This window comes from Phreatobacter sp. GW821-FHT04C01 (assembly GCF_059420385.1).
In genome coordinates this window covers 86,950-106,895 of the sequence record NZ_JBWKTP010000008.1, presented here as the reverse complement: position 1 = coordinate 106,895, position 19,946 = coordinate 86,950, and the positions used below count along the sequence as shown (strand labels likewise).

General features: G+C 66.2%; 18 protein-coding genes. 10 read left to right on the top strand and 8 right to left on the bottom strand.

Translation table 11 applies throughout. The annotated features are described in order from the left end of the window. Positions 1-11 precede the first annotated feature (11 nt). From AC07WJ_RS26280 to AC07WJ_RS26265, 4 genes are all read right to left on the bottom strand, one after another. Positions 12-1,343, bottom strand: a complete 1,332-nt coding sequence (locus AC07WJ_RS26280; RefSeq protein WP_494937640.1) for an aspartate aminotransferase family protein — start codon at positions 1,341-1,343, stop codon at positions 12-14. After that, entirely contained in the window at positions 1,340-2,233 is an 894-nt protein-coding gene (locus AC07WJ_RS26275; protein ID WP_494937639.1) for a MurR/RpiR family transcriptional regulator, read from the bottom strand. Before AC07WJ_RS26275 ends, AC07WJ_RS26280 begins: the two co-directional genes overlap by 4 nt. A 77-nt stretch (positions 2,234-2,310) precedes the next feature. Then, positions 2,311-3,282 carry a Bug family tripartite tricarboxylate transporter substrate binding protein gene (locus AC07WJ_RS26270; RefSeq protein WP_494937638.1) on the bottom strand — a complete coding sequence of 324 codons (972 nt, stop codon included), beginning with the start codon at positions 3,280-3,282 and terminating at the stop codon, positions 2,311-2,313. Positions 3,283-3,296: 14 nt separating this feature from the next. Next, positions 3,297-4,247 carry a dihydrodipicolinate synthase family protein gene (locus AC07WJ_RS26265; protein ID WP_494937637.1) on the bottom strand — a complete coding sequence of 317 codons (951 nt, stop codon included), beginning with the start codon at positions 4,245-4,247 and terminating at the stop codon, positions 3,297-3,299. Between the two features lie 247 nt (positions 4,248-4,494). Between AC07WJ_RS26265 and AC07WJ_RS26260 the strand changes: the two genes are divergently transcribed. The 7 genes from AC07WJ_RS26260 to AC07WJ_RS26230 all read left to right on the top strand — a co-directional run bounded on the left by AC07WJ_RS26260 (position 4,495) and on the right by AC07WJ_RS26230 (position 12,995). Beyond that, complete coding sequence (locus AC07WJ_RS26260) at positions 4,495-5,847, top strand: DUF2865 domain-containing protein (protein WP_494937636.1); 1,353 nt, start codon at positions 4,495-4,497, stop codon at positions 5,845-5,847. A 28-nt stretch (positions 5,848-5,875) separates the two neighbouring features. Further along, on the top strand, positions 5,876-6,190 hold the full coding sequence (locus AC07WJ_RS26255; protein ID WP_494937635.1) for a hypothetical protein: 315 nt from the start codon (positions 5,876-5,878) through the stop codon (positions 6,188-6,190). A 94-nt stretch (positions 6,191-6,284) separates the two neighbouring features. Next, a complete protein-coding gene (locus AC07WJ_RS26250; protein ID WP_494937892.1) occupies positions 6,285-7,901 on the top strand; it encodes an FAD-dependent oxidoreductase in 1,617 nt (538 codons plus the stop codon). Positions 7,902-7,915: 14 nt separating this feature from the next. Continuing rightward, entirely contained in the window at positions 7,916-8,137 is a 222-nt protein-coding gene (locus tag AC07WJ_RS26245; RefSeq protein ID WP_494937634.1) for a DUF2783 domain-containing protein, read from the top strand. 184 nt (positions 8,138-8,321) lie between these two features. Further along, a complete protein-coding gene (locus AC07WJ_RS26240; RefSeq protein ID WP_494937633.1) occupies positions 8,322-11,147 on the top strand; it encodes a xanthine dehydrogenase family protein molybdopterin-binding subunit in 2,826 nt (941 codons plus the stop codon). Then, positions 11,144-11,686: a (2Fe-2S)-binding protein gene (locus AC07WJ_RS26235; protein WP_494937632.1), complete on the top strand. Its 543-nt coding sequence runs from the start codon at positions 11,144-11,146 to the stop codon at positions 11,684-11,686. Before AC07WJ_RS26240 ends, AC07WJ_RS26235 begins: the two co-directional genes overlap by 4 nt. A 13-nt stretch (positions 11,687-11,699) precedes the next feature. After that, positions 11,700-12,995, top strand: a complete 1,296-nt coding sequence (locus AC07WJ_RS26230; protein WP_494937631.1) for a c-type cytochrome — start codon at positions 11,700-11,702, stop codon at positions 12,993-12,995. Between the two features lie 8 nt (positions 12,996-13,003). Here AC07WJ_RS26230 and AC07WJ_RS26225 read toward each other — a convergent pair whose 3' ends face one another. Then, positions 13,004-13,441, bottom strand: a complete 438-nt coding sequence (locus AC07WJ_RS26225) for a PACE efflux transporter (protein ID WP_494937630.1) — start codon at positions 13,439-13,441, stop codon at positions 13,004-13,006. A gap of 94 nt (positions 13,442-13,535) precedes the next feature. Between AC07WJ_RS26225 and AC07WJ_RS26220 the strand changes: the two genes are divergently transcribed. From AC07WJ_RS26220 to AC07WJ_RS26210, 3 genes are all read left to right on the top strand, one after another. Continuing rightward, complete coding sequence (locus tag AC07WJ_RS26220) at positions 13,536-14,435, top strand: LysR family transcriptional regulator (RefSeq protein WP_494937629.1); 900 nt, start codon at positions 13,536-13,538, stop codon at positions 14,433-14,435. A 112-nt stretch (positions 14,436-14,547) separates the two neighbouring features. Then, positions 14,548-16,047: an amidohydrolase family protein gene (locus AC07WJ_RS26215; protein WP_494937628.1), complete on the top strand. Its 1,500-nt coding sequence runs from the start codon at positions 14,548-14,550 to the stop codon at positions 16,045-16,047. A 421-nt stretch (positions 16,048-16,468) separates the two neighbouring features. Further along, positions 16,469-16,867, top strand: a complete 399-nt coding sequence (locus AC07WJ_RS26210) for a VOC family protein (RefSeq protein ID WP_494937627.1) — start codon at positions 16,469-16,471, stop codon at positions 16,865-16,867. Between the two features lie 20 nt (positions 16,868-16,887). Here AC07WJ_RS26210 and AC07WJ_RS26205 read toward each other — a convergent pair whose 3' ends face one another. From AC07WJ_RS26205 to AC07WJ_RS26195, 3 genes are all read right to left on the bottom strand, one after another. Continuing rightward, positions 16,888-17,952, bottom strand: coding sequence for a M48 family metallopeptidase (locus AC07WJ_RS26205; RefSeq protein WP_494937626.1), 1,065 nt, complete (start codon positions 17,950-17,952; stop codon positions 16,888-16,890). An 18-nt stretch (positions 17,953-17,970) separates the two neighbouring features. Continuing rightward, positions 17,971-18,531: a LemA family protein gene (locus tag AC07WJ_RS26200; RefSeq protein WP_494937625.1), complete on the bottom strand. Its 561-nt coding sequence runs from the start codon at positions 18,529-18,531 to the stop codon at positions 17,971-17,973. Positions 18,532-18,865: 334 nt separating this feature from the next. Further along, complete coding sequence (locus AC07WJ_RS26195; RefSeq protein WP_494937624.1) at positions 18,866-19,930, bottom strand: M48 family metallopeptidase; 1,065 nt, start codon at positions 19,928-19,930, stop codon at positions 18,866-18,868. Positions 19,931-19,946: the final 16 nt, after the last annotated feature.

Genomic DNA, 19,946 nt, shown 5'->3' with positions numbered 1-19,946 from the left:
CTGGAAGTTTATCAGCCGAGGCCGGTCAGGGCCGCGTCGACGGCTTCTGCGAGCCGCTCGACGATCACGTCGACAGTGTTGTTGTCGACGATGAAGGGGGGCGCGATCAGCACGTGATCGCCGCGCGCGCCATCAATGGTGCCGCCCATGGGATAGACCAGCAGGCCACGCGCCATGGCCTCGCGCTTGATCCGGGCGTTGAGTTTCAGTTGCGGGTCGAACGGCTCCTTGACGCCGCGATCGGCCACCAGTTCGATCGCCTGAAACAGGCCGCGGCCCCTGATGTCGCCGACATGGTGGTGGTTGCCGAAACGTTCGCCGAGCCGGCGGGCGAGGTGCTCTCCCTGCGCCTTCACATTGTCCAGGAGATTGTCGCGCCTGATCACCTTCTGCACGGCAAGGGCGGCGGCGGCCGCGAGGGGATGGCCGAGATAGGTATGGCCATGCTGGAACAGGCCGGATCCTTTGGCGAAGGTCTCATAGACATGGCCGGCGACCAGCACCGCGCCGATCGGCGCATAACCGCCGCCCAGCCCCTTGGCGATGGTCATCAGGTCGGGCGCTATGCCCTCTTGCTCGCAGGCGTGTAAGGTGCCGGTGCGGCCCATGCCACACATGACCTCGTCCAGGATCAGCAGGATGCCGTGGCGGTCGCAGATCTCGCGGACTTGCTTGAAATAGCCCGGTACCGGCGTGATCGCGCCGGAGGTTGCGCCGCCCACCGTCTCGGCGACGAAGGCAATGACGGTGTCCGGGCCGAGCCGGCCGATCTCCGTCTCGAGTTCGCCGGCCAACCTCTGGCCATAGGCCTCGGGGTCCTCGTCGGCGCGCCGGCCATGATAATCGAAACAGGCGGAGACATGGTAGGTCTCGATCAGCAACGGCTTGAACTGCTGGCGCCGCCACTCATTGCCGCCGATGGCGAGCGCCCCCAGCGTATTGCCGTGATAGCTCTGTTTGCGCGCGATGAAACGGGTGCGCTTAGGCTCGCCGCGCTCGACGAAATATTGCCGCGCCATCTTCATCGCCGCCTCGATCGCCTCCGAGCCACCGGAGACGAAATAGACATGGCTGATGCCGGGCGGCGCGTCCGTCACCAGCGTCGCACCCAGTTCCTCGGCCACCTCGGTGGTGAAGAAGCTGGTATGGGCATAGGCGAGCCGGTCGAGCTGGGCATGCATGGCGGCCAGTACGTCGGGGTGCGAATGGCCAAGGCAGGACACCGCGGCGCCGCCGGAGGCGTCGACATAGTCGCGCCCCTGCGCGTCGGTGATGGTCACGCCGCGGCCGCTGGCGGCCACCGGATAATCCTGCGCGATCGTGCGATGCAAAACCTTGGTCATCGGCGGCTTGGCCTCTGCTGACGGGGGTTGAGATAGGTGTCGAAGGCGGCGAGCTGGTTCTCGCTGTCGGCCAGCGCCCGAAGCGCCCCGCCACCCTGGCGCGTCGCGACCAGGGCCGCCAGGCATTCGACCGCCGCAAAGGCCGGCGTCATGGTGTGGAAGAAGCTCGGCGTCTCGGTGCGCACCAACACCACGGCCTCGGCGAGCTTGGCCAGCGGCGACAGCATGCTGTCGGTGAGGGCGACGATGACGGCGCCGCAGGCCTTGGCGAATTCGGCGGCCTGCAGCGTCAGCCGGGTATAGGGTTTCACCGTCACGGCGAACAGAATGTCGCCCGGCCCGATGCCGCGGAGTGCATCGATACCACGTCCCCCGGCGCCGTCCGCGAGCACCGAGACCGAACCCACCAGCGCCCGGATGTAATCGAACATGAAGGCGGCCGGGAAAGCCGATCTCAGGCCGAAGCAGAACACCCGCTCGGCACCGGCGATCAGGTCGGCGGCGGCGATGAGACGTGCCGCCGAATCCGGGCTCGCCAGTGCCGCCAGATGAGCCTCGAGCGCGCCGAACATGTCGGCCACGAGCGCGGCGTCGCCGGTGTCGTCATGACGCGAGATCAGTTCGGCGGCGCGCCCATGAAAGCTGTCGGGGCGTTGGCGGATCGATGCCGCGAAGGCCTGCCTGAGGGCATCATAGCCCGAAAGCCCGAGGCGCTGGGCGAGCCTGGTGAGCGTCGCCGGCGTCAGTCCGGCTCGTTTGGCCTGTTCACGGGTGGTCAGCAAGGCCACATCGGCCGGGTGATCCAGCACCCAGCGCGCCGCCGACTGCAACTGCGGCGGCAGGTCGTCAAAACTTTCGATCAAATCGGCGGTGAGTTGCGCCTCGTCCATGGCGGCGCAGCCTAGCAGCACCACTCATCGCGAAACAAGTGTTTCATCTCACGTAATTTGAACCGAATGTATCTGTCCTATTGCGGTTCGATCTTGGCCTCCGCGACCAGCGCGACATAACGCGCATATTCGGCGGTGATGAACGAGGCGAAGGCCTGCGATCCCAGGTTTTCCGGTTCGAAGCCGAGTTCGCCGAGCCGCGACCTGAAGGCCTCGCTCGCCACCACCTTGGCGATGCCGCCTTCGAGCGTCGTCACGACCGGCGCCGGCAGGCCGGCCGGTCCCCAGACACCGTACCAGGTCTCGAGATCCAGGCCGGGATAGCCGAGTTCGGCGAAGGTCGGCACGTCCGGCAGGTGCGGCGAGCGCGTCTTGGCGCCGATCGCCAGCGCCTTGACACGGCCGCCGCGGATCTGCGGCAGCGCCGACAGGATTGGATCGATGAAGGCCGAGACATGACCGGCGATCAGGTCGTTCACCGCCGGTCCGCCGCCGCGATAGAGCACGAAGGGCAATTGCACGCCCGAGCGCAGGCGGAACAGCTCGGTCATCATGTGCCCGGCGGCTCCGAAGCCGGAGATGGCGAAGTTCATCTTGGCGGGATCGGCCTTGGCCTTGGCGATGAACTGGGCGAGCGTGTCGACGCCGAGCGACGGCGGCACCGAGAACACCACCGGGCCGCGCGCCACCTTGTAGATCGGCGTAAAGTCCTTGATCGCGTCGAAGCCGGCCGGCTCCTTGCGGGTCAAGGGGTTCACGATGTGGATCGATGCGTTGAAATAAAGCGCATAGCCGTCGGCCGGTTGCTTGGTGACGTAATTGGCTCCGACCACGCCCGACGCGCCGGCGCGGTTCTCCACCACGAAGCTCTGCTTCAGTTCGCTGTCCAGGCCTTGGGCGAGCAGCCGGGCGACCACGTCGACCGGCCCGCCCGCGGCATGCGGCACCACCATGGTAACGCCGCGCGACGGATAGGCCTGGGCCAGTGCGGGACCGGGCAGGGTGAGCGCACCTGCGCCGGCGATCTTCAGGAAATCACGACGATCCATCGGTCCAACAGTCCTCAGGCCGCGATCGCCGAGAGCGGCTGCAGCTTGTAGCCGTAGCGCTTGTCGAGCCCGAGCTCCTGGATGATGCGGACGCCCTTGGCGAGCGCTTCGCCTTCCAGGTTGGTCAGCGGCCGCCGGAGATCGCCGACCGGCAGGCCGACCGCCTTCATCAACGACTTCACCGCCACCGGATTGATCGCTGAATAGGTGTAGTGGAGCAAGGGCAGCAGGCCGAGATAGGCGTTCTTGAAGCCCTCCGCCTCGGCATAGCTGGTCCAGGGCTTGGAAATAGTGGCAAGCTCGGCCGGCGCCAGATTGCCGGTCATGTTGGCCGTGCCGTGGCCGCCGAGGCTCATGGTCGGCACGACGAGGCCGAGATTCGGGCTGTCGCAGCACATGACGGAAACGTCGGTGCGGGCCGCCAGCACCTGCGCCACCTGACCGACGCGGGTGGTCGATTCCTTGTGAACCACATAGTTCGGGTGCTTGAAGATACGGATCAGGTTGTCCCAGTGCAGGTCGGTCTTCACCCGCGGCGGATTGTTGTAGATCCCGAGCGGCAAGGTGGTCGCGTCGGCAACCTCGAGGAAGAAGCCTTCGATATCGCCTTCCGCGGCGCAGATATAGGCGGGCGCGGCCAGGATCGCGCCGTCCGCGCCATTGTCGCGGGCGAAATTAACATTGGCGATGGTGGTGTCGGTATTGTTGCCGGTGCAGCCGTAGAACAGCGGCATGGCCGCCGTCTTCATCTTCGCCGTCTCGACGATGATCGCTTTCTTTTCTTCCGGCGACAGCAGCGAGGTCTCGCCGGTCGAGCCCATGATCAGGATGGCGCCGGTGCCATTGCGTTCGTGAAAGCCCAGAAGCTCCCGAAACGCCCCGAAATCGACCTTGCCGGCCTTGTCGAAGGGCGTGACCAGGGCCACGAAGGAACCGGTGAGCTTTTTGGTCGGCAATGTCGTCATGATGGCCTCGATATCGGGATCTGCCCGGATGCTCCAGCCAGGTTTCCCCGAAGTCAAGGCAATGCTGCGTTGCGACGCGAAGCAACAGTCAATTCGAAATGTTGTCCTTCCGCATCACATGAAATTGCCTTAGTTTTTACCCTCTGTTGACCATGACAGGGCTTGATGAAGCGGGTAGACCGCCTGCGGGCTTAGATTTCATCGGGCGAGCATGCTTAGGGTGCCGAAAGTGTCGGGCGAGGCGGGATTGAGAAGGTCGGCGGGCCGTTGGCTCGCGACGCTCGGCGTCGCAGCGCTGATCTGTTGGGCCGCGCCGGCGCGGGCACAGGCGCCGGCTGTCTGCCAGCAGATCCAGGCCCAGCTCGCACGCCTCGACAGCGCTCCGTCGGGCGGCGGCAACCGCCGTTTCGGCGCGCTCGCCGGCCGTCAGCGTGGCGAACTCGCCACGGCCCAGCGGCAATATCAGGCGTCGGGCTGTGGCGGCTTCTTCCAAAGCGGTCAATGTGCGGCGCTCGGCCAGCATATCGGCCGGATGCAGGCCAATCTCGCCCAGCTGGAGGCACAGGCCGGCGGCGGTGGCGGCAATCCGCAGCAGCGCGCCCGGCTGATGGCGGCCTATGACGCCAATGGCTGCCGTGGAGGCGGTACGCGTCAGGCGGCCGTGCCGTCGCGTGGCGGTTTCTTTTCCGACGGCGCGCAGGAGCAGCAGGTCTATCGGCGCGCGCAAACCCCCGATGTCGACCGGCCGCAGACCGCCTATCAGGCCCCAAGCCAAGGCGGCTTCGGCGGTTTCATCGAGCATTTGTTCGGCGGCGGCCGACGCGAACCGCAGCGCGACGAACCGGCGATGACGGAAGCGCCGCCGTCCGACCGACCGCTAGGGCCGCTCGGCGAGGATGGCGAGCAGCGTCCGCGGGGCGTCGGCTACCGTGCGGTCTGCGTGCGCCTGTGCGACGGCGCCTTCTTCCCGATGACCTCGTCGACCCGGCCGGGCGCCAATCTCGACGACGAGGAAATGTGCCAGATGCAGTGCCCGGGCACGGAGGTGGCGCTGTTCCGCATGCGCGATGACCGCATCGAGAATGCCGTCTCTTCCACCGGCCGTTCCTATTCGTCGCTGCCCAATGCCTTGCGCTTCCGGACCCGCTTCGACGCGGCCTGCACCTGCCGGCCGCCCAATGGCTCCTGGGCCGACACTTTCGCCAATCGGGTCGATCCGACGCTGCGTTCTGGGGACCAGGTGGTCTCGGCCGAGCAGGCCCGGCTCCTGTCGCTGCCGGCGGCGCAGCGCGCCACGGTGCGCGAGGAGATGGCGGCGGAACAGCGCGCCCGCCGCGACGCCGAGCGGCAGACCCGCACCGAACGCAGCCGCGGGCGTGACGGTTCGCTGCCGGCGACAATCGGGCTCGACGGCACCGTGAGGGCGCCATCGGAGCCGCGGCCCGTCGAGATTCGCGGCAGCGATGCGAACGCGGCGTCATCCGCCGAACCGCCGATGAACGCCGAGACGGCGACCGAGACCGAGCGCCGTCCGGTCCGGGTCATCACGCCGGCACCATCGCCGCGTGCCGAAGCGCCGCGCTCCCCCAGCGGCGGATGAGCCGTTTCGCACCAAAGAGGGCTCTGCCATGGACGCCGTGACCCATGCCTTCGCCTGGGTCGCGCTGGTCGCCGCGACGCTCTGGCTGCTGTCGTTCTGGCCGCGTTATGTCGCGAGCGAGCTCGGCATTGCCGCCAAGACCTTCATGATGAAGCCCTGGGCGAGGGGGCTCCAGCCCTATCGCGACCACTGGCCCTTCATATCCTATGGATTCTACCGTTTTCTGATCCGGCGCGGCCATGTGCTTGAAATGATTCTGGCCGTTATTGCCTTCGTCATGGTGTCACGGGCCCTGAGCGTCTTCCTGAAGACCGCCGGGGCGCTCGTGCGCGGCCAGGGCTGAGGCGGCCGCGCGCCATCTGGACAGTGGACGGACGGCCGCGCCATGGTGCATGAGGAATGGTGGTCGTTGCATTTGTAACCATCCGCGGGCGCTCATGAGCCAGAAGACTGCCGGCGAGCCGGCCACGGACGCCTATCAATTCGCCTATCGGCGCTCCGGCGACCAGGACGTGGCCATGCCGGCGCGCCATCCTGTCGTGATCATTGGCGCGGGTCCGGTCGGTCTGACGCTTGCGACTGACCTGGCGCTTCAGGGCATCGCGGTGGTCCTGCTCGACGATTCCGACCGGATCGGCGAGGGCAGCCGTGCCATCTGCTTCGCCAAGCGCACCCTGGAAATCTTCGACCGGCTCGGCATTGGCGAAAGGCTTGTCGAAAAGGGCGTCACCTGGCAGCGCGGCCGGGTCTTTCTCGGCGAGGGCGAACTCTACGACTTTGATCTCTTGCCCGAGGGCGGCCACAAGATGCCGGCCTTCATCAACATCCAGCAATATTATGTCGAGGCGGCGCTCGCCGCCCGCGTGGCCGAGCTTGATGATGTCGTCGACCTGCGCTGGCGCAACCGCGTCGTCGGGCTCCGCCAGGACGCCGACGGCGTCACGCTGACCATCGCGACGCCCGACGGTGACTACCGGCTCGTCGCCGGCTGGGTGGTTGCCTGCGACGGTTCGCGCTCGCCGGCCCGGGCCTTGATGGGGCTCGATTTCGCCGGCGAGGTGTTCGATGATCGCTTTCTCATCGCCGATGTGAAAATGACGGCAGCCTTTCCGACGGAACGCTGGTTCTGGTTCCAGCCACCGTTCCATTCCGGCCAGTCGGCGCTGCTGCACAAGCAACCTGACGACGTCTGGCGGATCGATCTGCAGCTCGGCCGCGACGCCGATATCGAAACCGAGCGTCAGCCGGATCATGTCGTTCCACGCATCGAGCGCATGCTCGGCCATGGTGATTTCACCCTGGAATGGGTTTCGATCTACACGTTCCAGTGTCGCCGGCTCGCGCATTTCGTCCATGATCGGGTGATCTTCGCCGGCGACAGCGCCCACCAGGTCTCGCCCTTCGGCGCGCGCGGCGCCAATTCCGGTGTGCAGGACGCCGAGAACCTGGCCTGGAAACTCGGCGCCGTCATCCGCGGCGAAGCCGGACCCGGCCTCGTCGGAAGCTATGACGCCGAACGCGGAGCGGCCGCCGACGAAAACATCATGAATTCAACCCGGGCGACCGATTTCATCGCGCCGCCGAGTTCGGGCGAGCGACGCCTGCGCGATGCGGTGCTGGCCTTGGCGCGCACCACCGCCTTCGCCAAGCGCATGGTCAATTCCGGCCGGCTGTCGACCGCCACGACCTATGACACGGCGCTGTCGACGCCCGACGCGGACCCCTGGGGCGGTACGGCAGAGCTCGGCGCGCCTGTGCCCGACGTGCCGCTGGTCTTTGCCGACGGCCGGCGTGGTTTCCTGTCGGAAGTGGTCGGCGGCGGTTTCATGGTGCTCTGCGCTCCGGACGGGCCACGACCGGCCGTCCCAGAGGGAATGACCCTGATCGCGATCGGTGACGACGCGATCGATATCGACGGCCTGTTCGCCAGCCGTTTCGACGCACGCCCGGGCTCGACCTTCCTGCTTCGGCCCGATGGCCATTTGGCCGCTCGCTGGCGCCGTTTCGACGGTGCGACGATTCTTGCCGCGCGCCGTCGTGCGCTAGGCTTTTGACCAGGGAACAAGCCATGACCGAGCTTGTCACCGCCTCCCGTTTCGCCGACCCCGACGCCGCGTTCCGGCTGCTGGTGGAGGCTCATCGCGGCCTGTCCGAGACCGAAAGCGCCGATCTCAACGCCCGCCTCGTGCTGCTGCTCGCCAACCATATCGGCGATGCCGAGGTGCTTGCCGCGGCCATCGCCGTCGCGACGGAGAGGCGGGGACAACCCGGTGCCGCCGGCAGGTCATGAGGACGGGCCGGCCGAGCGACGGCCATTGCCTGTCAGCAGGCACATCCCGCAAAGCTCCGCCCCTCAAGGCGGTGAGGTTTCTTAGGTATCCGGGCGCTTCGGCCTTGCGCTGGACCGAGCCCGATAGCAGCATCGTGGCGTAACGCGATTCCGGGCGCGGTGAACGACAAGATGGAGCTGCCCGATGACGGCCGTGATCTCGCGCCGGCGCTTCCTGAACACGACGCTGGTCGCCGGCGTTGCGGTCAAGGTGTCGTTCCTCGCCGCGCCGGCTGAAGCGCTGCTGGTCCAAACCCCACCACGTCCGGGTCCGGACTGGCTCAAGGCCGACGGCCGGCCGAAATACCGGCTCGACGCCATTGCCAAGGTGACCGGAGCCAAGACCTTTTCGCGTGACTACCGTGCCCGCGATCTCGACGGCTGGCCGCGCGAGCAGGCTCACGCCTTCATGATCCATGCCACCAAGGCCGACCGCAGCTTCGAGGGGATCGATCTCAGCGCGCTCGGCGACGATCTGAAGCCGGACCGTGTCGTGCTGCACGAGACCCTCGTGGCCGACGGCATCGTGGTGCCCGACCAGGACTTCTTCGGCGACGTTTTCCTGGTGCCCAAGGGCCAGACCCCCCGGCTGCTCGGCCAGCCGGTGGCGCTGCTGATCTATCGCGATTTCGCCCGCTATGCGGCGGCCAAGCGGCAGATCCATTTCGACGACACGGTCGTCCGTTATGGCGAGAAGACGGCCCATAACCCGCCGCCGCATTACGGCGCCTCGCGTTATGTGCGGATCGACGGGGGCAGCCCGGAAGCGGACGATCGTTTCTCGCCGCTCAAGGACACCGTCATCTTCGCCAAGTTTTCCGGCGATCAGCCGGCCTGGCCGGCGCCGGGGGAGGGCGACGGCATGGCGCGCGGCATGGCCGCGGCCGCCGAGATCGCCGCGGAGGTCGAGGCTGCCGGCAATGACGTGCTGGTGGTCAAGCGCAACTATTTCTCGCAGTCGATCGATGCCTCCGCCATGGAGGCTGACAATGGCAACGTCTGGTACGACGCCGCCAATGCCAGGCTGCACCTGATGATGGCGACGCAGTCGCCCCAGGAGGTTGCCGCGGTGTCGGCGGAGATCGTCCACCACTCGAAATTTCCGCTGAAGGAGGTCGATCTCAAGGTCGGCTATACCGTCGGCTACGGCACCAAGGACCACTGCATCTTTCCGTTTTTCTGCGTCGTCGCCGGCCTCTATGGCGAGGGCCGGCCGGTGCGGCTGGCCAATGACCGGTTCGAGCAGTTTCAGATGGGGCTGAAGCGCCACGCCTTCTGGATGGACAAGACGCTGCTGGTCGACCGCAAGACCGGGCTGTTCCGGGCGTTCGTCGGCCGTTACCAGACCGACGGCGGCGGTCGCCCGAACTATTCCTTCTCGGTGACCTTCGTCGGCGCGACGGCGGCCCAGTCGATCTACTACCTGCCGAAGAGCGACCTGTCGGCGGTGGCGCTCGCCTCGCGCGCGGTCGAGGCCGGTTCGACGCGCGGTTACGGCACGCTGCAATCCATGTCTGCGACCGAGATGATGGTCGACGAGGCCGCCGGCCTGCTCGGTATCGATGCGATCGAACTGCGCCTGCGTAACGTCTTTAAGTCGGGCATGAAGAACACCCAGGGCGCCATCCCCGCCGGTGCCCTGCGCAACGAGGAGATCCTGCTGCGCGCCAGGGCCCATCCGCTCTGGGCCGGCAAGGATCAGAAGAAGCGGGCTTTCGAGGCGGCCAACCCCGGCAAGAAATACGGCGTCGGTTATGCCCATGTGCAGAAGGATTACGGCACCGGCGCGGAGGCGGCCGTCGTGTCGCTGGAGATCGATCCGCGCGGCCGGTTGAAGCTTTGCCACGTCGCCCATGAAATGGGGCCGGGGGTGACCACCTCCCAGGCGATCATGGTCGGCGAGATTCTTGGCCGGGTCCCCGACGATACCGAATATGGCGTCACCCGCTGGCCGCAAATGCCGCTGGAAACGACGGACCAGCCCTATACGACGAGCCAGGCCGACGAAGATCGGCTGAAGCAGAACCCGCGCTGGACGCCGCGCTTCACCTCGCCGATGAGCGCCACCAACAGCGCCTATTATCTCGGCCACGCGACCCGCGAGGCGGCCCGCGCGCTCATGTCCTATGCGGTCTGGCCGGCGGCCCGGTCGCTCTGGACGCGTGGCATCGGCGGCGGTGCCATGGCGCCCTATGCGGTGAGGCGCGAGGACCTGCGCCTCGCCCGCGGCATGGTGCAGGCCGGGGGCCTGCCGCCGCTCAGCTTCGAGCAGGTGGCGGCCGAGGCCCATCGTCTCGGCCTCGTCACCGGCGTCACCGTCCATAGCTTCAACCGCTGGCAATGGACTGAAGCCGAATTCGACATCCCCGGCGAAGGCCGGCAGCGCTTGTCGCTCGATGCCCTGGCGTTGCGTTATGGCGAAGGCGCGGGCGCCGACCGCAAGGCGCTGATGACCACGGGCGGCTGGCATTTCATCGAGCGGGCGGCGGTCTATTATCCGCCGGTCCAGCGCAACAATGCCGGCGTGACCTATTACGCGCCCATGGCGACGCTTGCCGAGGTCGTGGTCGACACCGGCACCGGCAAGGTCGCCTTGCTGTCGCATCACTCCTATCTCGAATGCGGCCGGCAGGTCGTGCCGGAGCTGGTCTCCGGCCAGATCCAGGGCGGCATCGCCATGGGCATCGGCCACGCCCTCATGGAATATCTGCCGCTCTACGAGGACGGTCCGGGCGATGGCACCTGGAACTGGAACCGCTATGAGCTGCCGCATTCCAAGGATGTCGCGGTGTGGACGCAGACCGCCGAGGTCCTGCCGCCCTTGTCGGACACCGATCCGCCCAAGGGCATGGCCGAGGTGGTGATGATCGCGGTCGTGCCGGCCATCGCCAACGCCATCACACATGCCATCGGCAAGCGCTTCTACGAATTGCCGATCACCGCCACCAGGATCCGGGAGGCGCTGTCATGACCCTGACCGAAAAGCCGCTGTCGCTGACCGTCAACAATGAGAGGGTCGGCCCCGTCACGGTTCCCGAAGATATGATGATGCAGGATTTCCTGCACGAATATCTCAACCTGACCGGCGCGCGCATGGGCTGCGGCCAGGGCATCTGCCACGCCTGCACCGTCATCATCGAACAGGCCGACGGCACGCTCGACGAGGTTCGCACCTGCATTACCGGCGCGCATTGGTTCGCCGGCCGGCGGGTGCGCACCATCGAGGGGCACGCCGGCCGGCGCAGCGACGGCAGCGTCGAGCTGACGTCGGTTCAGCAGGCCTTCATCGAGCATTTCTCGTTCCAGTGTGGTTACTGCACGCCTGGTTTCGTTACCGGGGCCACCGTCCTGATCGATCGGCTGAAGCGCCGGCCGGTGCCGCGGGCCGATCTCGAGCGGACGATCACCGAAGCGCTGGATGTCCATATCTGCCGATGTACCGGCTACGTGCGCTACTTCGAGGCGGTGCGGGAGGTCGTGCTGAAGACCCCCGGACTGGTTCTCGGGTGAGGGGGCGGCCACGATGACCTTGCGCCGGATCCTGCAAGTCCTGGCTGTGCTCGTTGTGCTGGGCGGTCTCGCCGCGGCCAGCATCTTCTTTGGCGCCTTCGAGAAGAGCGTGGTGGCGACCACGCTGGAGACGCCCCTTTCGGCCGACGAGATGAAGCGGCTGGCGGTGCGCGGCGCCTATGTCGCGAAGGCGGCGGACTGCTACGCCTGCCACACCGCCAAGGACGGGGCGCCCTGGGCCGGTGGCCTCCCGTTCGATTTGCCCTTCGGCACCATCTATTCGACCAATATCTCGCCCGACCGGCAAAGGGGGATCGGCACCTGGACCCGGGCGGAGTTCCACCGCGCCGTGCGCGACGGCATTGGCAAGGGCGGCGTCCATCTCTACCCCGCCATGCCCTATGCGTCCTATCGCATGATGACATCAGACGATGTCGACGCGGTCTATGCCTATCTCATGACCCGCGAGCCGATCGCCGTCCCGAACCGCAGCAACACGCTGGGTTTTCCCTTCAACATCAGGCAGTCACTGACCTTCTGGAACCTGGTCAACCTGCCGCGCCAGGTCGATGGCGGCAATCCCGCGCGGTCGGCCGCTTGGAACCGCGGCCGTTATGTCGTCGATGCCCTCGGCCATTGCGGCGAGTGCCACACGCCGCGCAATCTCGCCCAGGGCATGGACGCCTCGGCCTATTTGCGCGGCGCTGTCATCGAGGGGGTCGAGGCGCCCGACATCACCAAGGCCGGCTTGCAAGCGATGGGCTTCGACCCCGTCACGCTGGCGCGTTTCATGAAGTCCGGCCTGTCGGCACAAGGCGGCATGACCGGCGCGATGTTCGAGGTGGTGCATCTTTCGACGCAATATCTCGGCGACGACGACCTGAAGGCCATGTCGGCCTATCTCTTCGATCTCGATGCCGTCCCGGATGTGGCGACGCCACCGCCCGCGCCGCCGCCGGTCGCGGTTCCCGCTCCACTCGCCGCCTCGGCGCGCGCCACCTATCTCAACCTGTGCTCGGGCTGCCACGGCGTGGCCGGGCAGGGCATTCCCCATGTCGCGGTGCCGATGGCGACCAACGCTTCGCTCCGGCTGAACAGCGCGCGCAATTTCATTCACACTACGCTGCACGGCATTCCCGCGCAGAGCTTCCCGGGCCTGGAGCGGATGCAGCCCATGCCGGGCTTTGCCGACAAGCTCGACGACCGGACGCTGGCCGATCTCGCCAGCTGGATGCGCGCCCAATGGGGCGGCCGGCCGCCCGATGTCGCGCCGTCGGAAGTCTCCGCCCTCCGACGGCCGGCACATTAGGCCCGGCGTCAGGCCGCGGCCAAGGTCGGGGCCTGGGTCGGCAGGGGGAAGATGCGGTCATAGGCCAGGTTGAAGACGAAGGCATAGACCACGTAGAAGCCGGCGATCGCGATATCCATGATGAAGGCGTCGATCAGGCCGATGCCGAGATACCAGGCGATTGCCGGCAGCAGGACGATGAGCAGCCCGGCCTCGAACAGGAGGGCGTGGGCGACACGCACCGGCCAGCTCTTGGCGACGCTGCCGGTCAGCCGCAGCAGCGAATGATCGAAGCCGAGATTGTAGACATAGTTCCAGACGGTCGCCGCGATCGAGCTGCCGATGCCGATGACGCCCATCTGCTCCAGGCCGATGCCGAACACCCAGCTTCCGGCCGGCAGCACCATGGCGAGGCTGACGAGTTCGAACAGGACGGTGTGGCGGATACGATCCGATGACGTGCGCATAAGACGACAGGGCTCTTGCAGGGACAATTGATGTGGCGTCTTCTATCTCGCCATGAGCCGGTATCAAGTTAGATCCTATCTGAATGAGAGATAGATGAGCATATCCCTGGAGCAGATGGAGGCTTTCGTCGCGGCGGCCGAGGCCGGCTCGTTCTCGGCCGCCGGGCGCCGTCTCGGCCGGGTCCAGTCCGCCGTCAGCACGCAGGTCGCAAATCTCGAGGTCGATCTCGGCGTCAAGCTGTTCGATCGCGTCGGCCGCTACCCGAAGCTCACCGCCGCCGGAGAGCGGATGCTGGCGGAAGCGCGCGTCGTGCTCGAGCGGCGCGAGCACTTCATCGGCGTCGCGGCAAGCCTCGAAGAGGGCGTCGAGGCCAGGCTGGTGCTGGCGCTCGACGAGCTCTACCCGGAAAGCAAGATCGGCGAGCTGATGGCCTCCTTCGCCGCGGAGTTCCCCTCGGTTGAGCTGGAGCTCCTGTTTCCGCTGATGGAGGACGTCAGCCGCATGGTGCTGAATGGCAGCGCCGACCTCGGCATCATGTGGCGCCAGGAGGTGTTGCCGCCGGCGCTCGGCTTTCACACCATCGGCTGGGTGCCGCTGCAACTGGTCTGCGCGCGTGACCACCCGCTCGCCCGCCAGCCCATCGCCTGGGAGGAGTTGAAGCGCCATCGCCAGCTGATGCTGGCAACCCGTTCCGACAGCCAGGAGAAGATGCGCTTGCGCATCGCCGCCGAGGTCTGGTGGGTGGAGAGCCACTGGGTGATCCTGGAGCTGGTCAAGCACGGCATCGGCTGGGCCTTCGTCTCCGATCATGTGCTCGCCGCATCTTCCACCCGCCCGCATCTGGTGACGCCCGAACTGCAGTTCGACAACAGCGACTGGCCGGTCGCGCTGGAGCTGATCTGGCACAAGCAGCGCAAGGCGGGCCGCGCGGCCTCCTGGCTCAAGGAACGCATCGCGCGCGAGCGGATCGGGTTGCGCTGGGACGACAGGTGAGATCAGGCAGGCGAGGCGCGCGGTGGTGATGGTGCCTGGCTTCCCCGGCGCCGCCGGAGCGGGTAGCGTGGCGAGCATGCCTGATGCTCCGCGCGAATGAAGCCTGTGGCCCATGCTGAACTGCCGATCGCGCGGATATGGGGCCGGCCGGCCGGTGCATCCGGCAGCGACCTGGCCGCGCGTGCGGGGGCTCGGCCGTAACGGGATCGCGCGCGCGATCGCGACGGCTGCCGTCACGGCCATCGCAGCGATTGGCCTGGCCGGCGCGGCGCGGGGCCAGGCCGCGCCTGAACGCATCCTGATCGATCACGTGCATATCCTTGACGGTCATGGCGGCCCGCCGGTCGCGGGTCGCGTCCTCGTCGTCGGCGAACGCATCGCCGGGATCCTGCCGCCGACCGGCCCGACCCTTGGCGACGTGACGGTCATCGACGGCGCGAACGGCTATCTTCTGCCTGGCTTCATCGACATGCATGCCCATTTGCTGCAGCCGCGATGCGCCGTCGACAGCATCCCCTTCGTCCGGTTCGGCCGAGACGTTTCGGAAAGGATGATGTCGGTCCTGCTCGATTTCGGCGTCACCACCGTGCGCAGCCCGGCGACACCGACCATTGACGGCCTCAAGCTGCGCGACGACCTCAATGCGGGCCGCGTCCGCGGGCCGCGCGCCTTTGCGTCGGCCGAGCTGATCAACGACCCGAGCCTGACCGACGCAGGGCTGCGCGCGGTCGTGCGGGACGCGCTGCCTTACCGTCCCGATTACTTCAAGGTCTATGCCCGCCTGTCGCCGGAAGCTGTCGCCAGCGTCATCGACGAGGCGCACCGACACGCTATCCCCGTCATTGGCCATATGGGGCGCACCTCCTGGCTGGAGGCTGCACGGCTCGGTATCGATCACCTCGCCCACGCGGTGGACTGGTCGCCCAAGACATTGACCGCGGCAGCCCGCGACCATTACGCCGCCGCCATTCGCCGCCACGGCATTCGCGGTGTCTTCAGGGCCCGGATCGACTGGCTCGAATTGCTCGACCTGGAGTCCCCGGACGTGCGCGAGATGATTGCCGCGGTGGCGGCGCGCGGCATTTCGGTCGACCTGACGCTGATTGCCTATGATACCAAGTTCGCCGCGCCGAATGGCGGGCGTTATGCCGAAAACCGCTTCGCGCGGATCGTGCCGGAACTCCACCGGGACTGGACGCAGTGCCCCGATATCAGCGCGACCGGCGACTGGACCGGCGACGACTATCGCCGCTGGAATGCGGCCTATCCGAAGCTGCAGGCGCTGGTGCGCCTGATGCGCGATGCCGGTGTACTCCTGGTCTCCGGCACCGACCTGACCAATCCATGGATCATCCCGGGCGAGAGCCTGCACCAGGAGTTCGAACTGCTGGTGGCGGCCGGCCTGTCGCCCGCCGAGGTGCTGAAAATGACCGGCGAAAACGCGGCGCGGGCGCTGCGCTCACCCGATGTAGGCCTGATCGAGGCGGGACGCCGCGCCGATCTCGTGCTGCTGGGCGCCAATCCGCTCGACGCCATCGGCAATACGCGCGAGATCCGCTGGGTCATGCAGGCGGGCAGGCGCGTGTCCGAGGGGCCTGGGCCTCCACCTTGACGACCCGTGACGGTCATGGCGCCTCCGCTCGACAAGGACCTGTTCCGAAGCCGGGAATGGGCTACGCTGATAGGGGACACGGCCAGTTCTCCCGGGGGCCAAATGAAGGATCGCACGCGATATTGGATTTTCCATTGGGTCAGGGTAGTGCTGTGGCCGGTGCCCGTCCTGACTTTGCTCAAGGTTTGGCGTGCGGCCAACCGGCCGGTGGTTGCGAGAGGCTAGAGCGTGATCGCTCCAAGCCGAAACACTCTGCGCAAAGCTATGCCGTCCTTGATGCCGTGCTTCACTCCGCCGCGATCCGGCGGGGGCTTCGCGCGGTCGTTCTCAGTCGCCTTGGCCGTCAATTCGAGCAGTTTTTGTGCCGCCCCCTCGGCGGCCGTGCTAACGCCTTGGCCTCGGTAATCCCAGGGGGACAGGCATGTATAGCCACGTGACGGCCGGCACCAACGACATCGAACGCTCGCGGATTTTCTACGACGCGGTGCTGGGCGCGCTCGGCTTCATCCGACGCTGGAATTTTCCGGAATCGTCGGGTTATGCGCCTCACGGTGAGATGCGGCCGCAATATTGGATCATGCGGCCTTTCGACGAGAGCCCGGCGCGTGCCGGCAATGGCGTCATGCCGGGGTTCCTGGCGCCCGACCGGGCGGCGGTCGATGCCTTCTATCACGCGGCGCTCGCCCATGGCGGCCGTGACGAGGGGCCGCCCGGCCTGCGCGCCCATTACCACCCGCATTATTACGGCGCCTATGTCCGCGATCCCGACGGCAACAAGCTCTGCGCCTGCTGCCACCAGCCCTATCCCGGCGACAAATAAGGTGCGGTTCGGCGCCGGGCTCAGAGCCTCGGCCTGGTGCCCCACGGCCCGCGGTCCTGCACCATGGACGGCAGGTCCTGCCGGTCGCGCAGGGCCGGCGCATGCGGCGGCATCGCCTGCGGCACTCGGCCGCCGGCCATCTGGACCAGGGCCTGGACGCGCTTGGTGATCGAGGGATGAGTCGAGAACAGGTCGCAGAAACTGTCGGGATCGTTCTCGAAACACATGTCCATCAGGCCGGAGGGCACGCCCTCGATATCGGCGCGGCCGGAAATCTTCAGCAGCGCCGAGATCATGGCGTCCGGGTTCTTGGTCAATTCCACTGCGCCCGCGTCGGCGAGATATTCGCGTGAGCGCGACAGCGACAGCCGGATCACCACGGCGAGAAACCAAGCCACGACGATGATGGCGACGCCGAGCAGCGCGAACACGAGATTGCTGCCTTTGCGGTCGTCGCGCGACGAAGAGGCGTCGCGGAGGCTGCTTGCAAGGACGCGAAACGCGATCTCGCCGATCAGCGAGAGCACGCCGGCAATGACGATGGCGACGATCATCAGCCTGACATCGTCGTTGCGGATGTGAGTCAATTCATGGGCCAGCACGGCCTCGATCTCGGCATCGTCGAGGGTATTGATCAGGCCTGATGTGACGGTGATCGTGAATTGCTGGTCATTGACACCGCTCGCGAAGGCATTGAGCGCCTCGCTTTCGATAATAGCGAGCTTCGGCATGGTCATGCCGCGTGAGATGCAGAGGTTCTCCAGCAATCGATAAAGCTTCGGATCGTCCTCGCGCGCCACGCCGCGCGCTCCCGACATGGCGCCGATCAGCGCCACGTTGAAGCGGTAGCCGATGAACACCCAGGCGAACGTGGCGAGAGTCACGAAGGGCGTGGCGGCGAGAAACGACTTGAAGGTCTCGAACTTGACGTTGGCGCCATAGGGCAGGCCGTACAGCCCGTGGAATACCAGGATCAGGCCGAAGGTCACGAGATAGGCGAGCAGAAACAGCCCGGCCATCAGAAAGCCGGAGCGAACCTTGTTGCCGCGGATATGGCTGTAGAGCCCGAAGGCCTGACCCGGCATGGGCTGAACCCTCGGTCGTCAGAACTTCACGGTCGGCGGCGCAGCATCCATCGTGGTGCGCGCATCCGTTCCGACGTCGAAGAATTCCCGCGCCGTGAAGCCCATCTGCTGGGCGAACAGCACGGCCGGGAAGGCCTGGATCGAGGCGTTGAACTCGCTGACCGCGTTGTTGAAGAAGCGCCGGGCGGCGGCGAGCTTGTTCTCGACATCGGTCAGGTCGGTCTGCAACTGCTGGAAACTGGCGCTGGCCTTGAGGTCGGGATAGGCCTCGGCGAGCGCCATCAAGCGGCCGACGGCGCCGCTCAGCTGCTGCTCGGCGGCGGCCTGCGCCGCCGGCCCTTGCGCGGTCTGGGCGGCATTGCGCGCCTGGACCACGGCTTCCAGCGTGCCGCGTTCGTGGGCGGCGTAACCCTTCACCGTCTCGACCAGGTTGGGGATCAGGTCGTGGCGCTGTTTCAGCTGCACATCAATGTCGGCAAAGGCCTGGTTGACCCGCTGCCGCATGCCGACCAGGCCGTTATAGACAAAGATCACATAGACGACGAGGAGGACGATGACGCCCAGAATGCCCCAAACCATGGCTGACCTTTTCATGTTCCGGAATTACGGTGAAACGTACCCAATTTCCCATTTTGCCAAAAAAGAAGGCAGCAAATACGTGCTGTCGCAATGCTCAATTCAATAGAATTTCGGATTATTGTTGTAGTTATACGAACTTTTAAAATGTTGTAATCGCGTTCAATCTGTCGTCTTCGATATTCGCACAATATCGAAGCAGCTGAACAAATAATGACGAAATATAGAGATGATGTCGTGTCAAATCCGGTCGCGACATTTAGAAGAGCGGGCGGCAATGTAACTCCGATCGCGGCCTCCCAAAAGAAGTTCATTTGGACTGGCCCCTTCAATAACATCAGGGCCGGGGCCTGGCGCCCCAGGGCCCGCGATCCTGCACCATGGTCGGCAGGTCCTGCCGGTCGCGCATGGCCGGCGCCTGCGGCGGCATGGTCTGCGGCACCCGGCCGCCGGCCATCTGGACCAGGGCCTGGACTCGTTTCGTGATCGAGGGATGGGTCGAGAACAGATCGCTGAAACTGTCGGGATCGTTCTCGAAACACATGTCCATCAGGCCGGAGGGCACGCCCTCGATATCGGCGCGCCCGGAGATCTTGAGCAGCGCCGAGATCATCGCGTCGGGGTTCTTGGTCAGTTCCACCGCGCCGGCGTCGGCGAGATATTCGCGCGAGCGCGACAGCGACAGGCGCACCACGACGGCCAGGAACCAGGACACGACGATGAGGCCGACGCCGATCGCCACCGCCGCGAAATTGACCTTGCGGCTGTCGTCCGACGACGATGAAGACCGGAAGCCGCCGCTGGTGAACATGCGGAAGGTGATCTCGCCGATCAGCGAGAGCACGCCGGCAATGACCACCGCGATGATCATCAGCCGGACATCGCCATTGCGGATATGGGTCAGTTCATGGGCCAGCACCGCCTCGATCTCGGCATCGTCGAGCGTATTGATCAGGCCGGACGTCACCGTCACCGTGAACTGCTTGTCATTGACCCCGCTGGCGAAGGCGTTGAGCGCCTCGCTCTCGACGATGGCGAGTTTGGGCATGGTCAGGCCGCGCGAGATGCAGAGGTTTTCCAGCATCTTGTAGAGCTTCGGATTGTCCGCCCGGGTGACGCTGGTCGCGCCCGACATGGCGCCGACCAGCGCCACGTTGAAGCGGTAGCCGAGGAACACCCACACCAGCGTGCCAAGCGTCACGAAGGGCATGGCGCCGAGAAAGGTCTTGAAGGTCTCGAGCTTGACGTTGGCGCCGTAAGGCAGGCCGTTCAGGCCATGGAACACCAGGATCACGCCGAAGGTCATGAGATAGGCGAGCAGGAACAGCCCGGCGATCAGGAACCACGAGCGGATCTTGTTGTTGCGGATATGGCTGTAGAGCCCGAAGGCCTGGCCCGGCATGGGCGTGCGCCCGCGG

Excerpts from the sequence above, each read along its gene's own strand:
- AC07WJ_RS26230 (WP_494937631.1), top strand. The coding sequence starts at position 11,700 with ATGACCTTGCGCCGGATCCTGCAAGTCCTGGCTGTGCTCGTTGTGCTG.
- AC07WJ_RS26255 (WP_494937635.1), top strand. The coding sequence starts at position 5,876 with ATGGACGCCGTGACCCATGCCTTCGCCTGGGTCGCGCTGGTCGCCGCG.
- AC07WJ_RS26225 (WP_494937630.1), bottom strand. The coding sequence starts at position 13,441 with ATGCGCACGTCATCGGATCGTATCCGCCACACCGTCCTGTTCGAACTC.
- AC07WJ_RS26250 (WP_494937892.1), top strand. The coding sequence starts at position 6,285 with ATGAGCCAGAAGACTGCCGGCGAGCCGGCCACGGACGCCTATCAATTC.
- AC07WJ_RS26235 (WP_494937632.1), top strand. The coding sequence starts at position 11,144 with ATGACCCTGACCGAAAAGCCGCTGTCGCTGACCGTCAACAATGAGAGG.
- AC07WJ_RS26220 (WP_494937629.1), top strand. The coding sequence starts at position 13,536 with ATGAGCATATCCCTGGAGCAGATGGAGGCTTTCGTCGCGGCGGCCGAG.
- AC07WJ_RS26245 (WP_494937634.1), top strand. The coding sequence starts at position 7,916 with ATGACCGAGCTTGTCACCGCCTCCCGTTTCGCCGACCCCGACGCCGCG.
- AC07WJ_RS26210 (WP_494937627.1), top strand. The coding sequence starts at position 16,469 with ATGTATAGCCACGTGACGGCCGGCACCAACGACATCGAACGCTCGCGG.
- AC07WJ_RS26280 (WP_494937640.1), bottom strand. The coding sequence starts at position 1,343 with ATGACCAAGGTTTTGCATCGCACGATCGCGCAGGATTATCCGGTGGCC.
- AC07WJ_RS26200 (WP_494937625.1), bottom strand. The coding sequence starts at position 18,531 with ATGGTTTGGGGCATTCTGGGCGTCATCGTCCTCCTCGTCGTCTATGTG.
- AC07WJ_RS26240 (WP_494937633.1), top strand. The coding sequence starts at position 8,322 with ATGACGGCCGTGATCTCGCGCCGGCGCTTCCTGAACACGACGCTGGTC.
- AC07WJ_RS26205 (WP_494937626.1), bottom strand. The coding sequence starts at position 17,952 with ATGCCGGGTCAGGCCTTCGGGCTCTACAGCCATATCCGCGGCAACAAG.
- AC07WJ_RS26270 (WP_494937638.1), bottom strand. The coding sequence starts at position 3,282 with ATGGATCGTCGTGATTTCCTGAAGATCGCCGGCGCAGGTGCGCTCACC.
- AC07WJ_RS26275 (WP_494937639.1), bottom strand. The coding sequence starts at position 2,233 with ATGGACGAGGCGCAACTCACCGCCGATTTGATCGAAAGTTTTGACGAC.
- AC07WJ_RS26215 (WP_494937628.1), top strand. The coding sequence starts at position 14,548 with ATGCTGAACTGCCGATCGCGCGGATATGGGGCCGGCCGGCCGGTGCAT.
- AC07WJ_RS26195 (WP_494937624.1), bottom strand. The coding sequence starts at position 19,930 with ATGCCGGGCCAGGCCTTCGGGCTCTACAGCCATATCCGCAACAACAAG.
- AC07WJ_RS26265 (WP_494937637.1), bottom strand. The coding sequence starts at position 4,247 with ATGACGACATTGCCGACCAAAAAGCTCACCGGTTCCTTCGTGGCCCTG.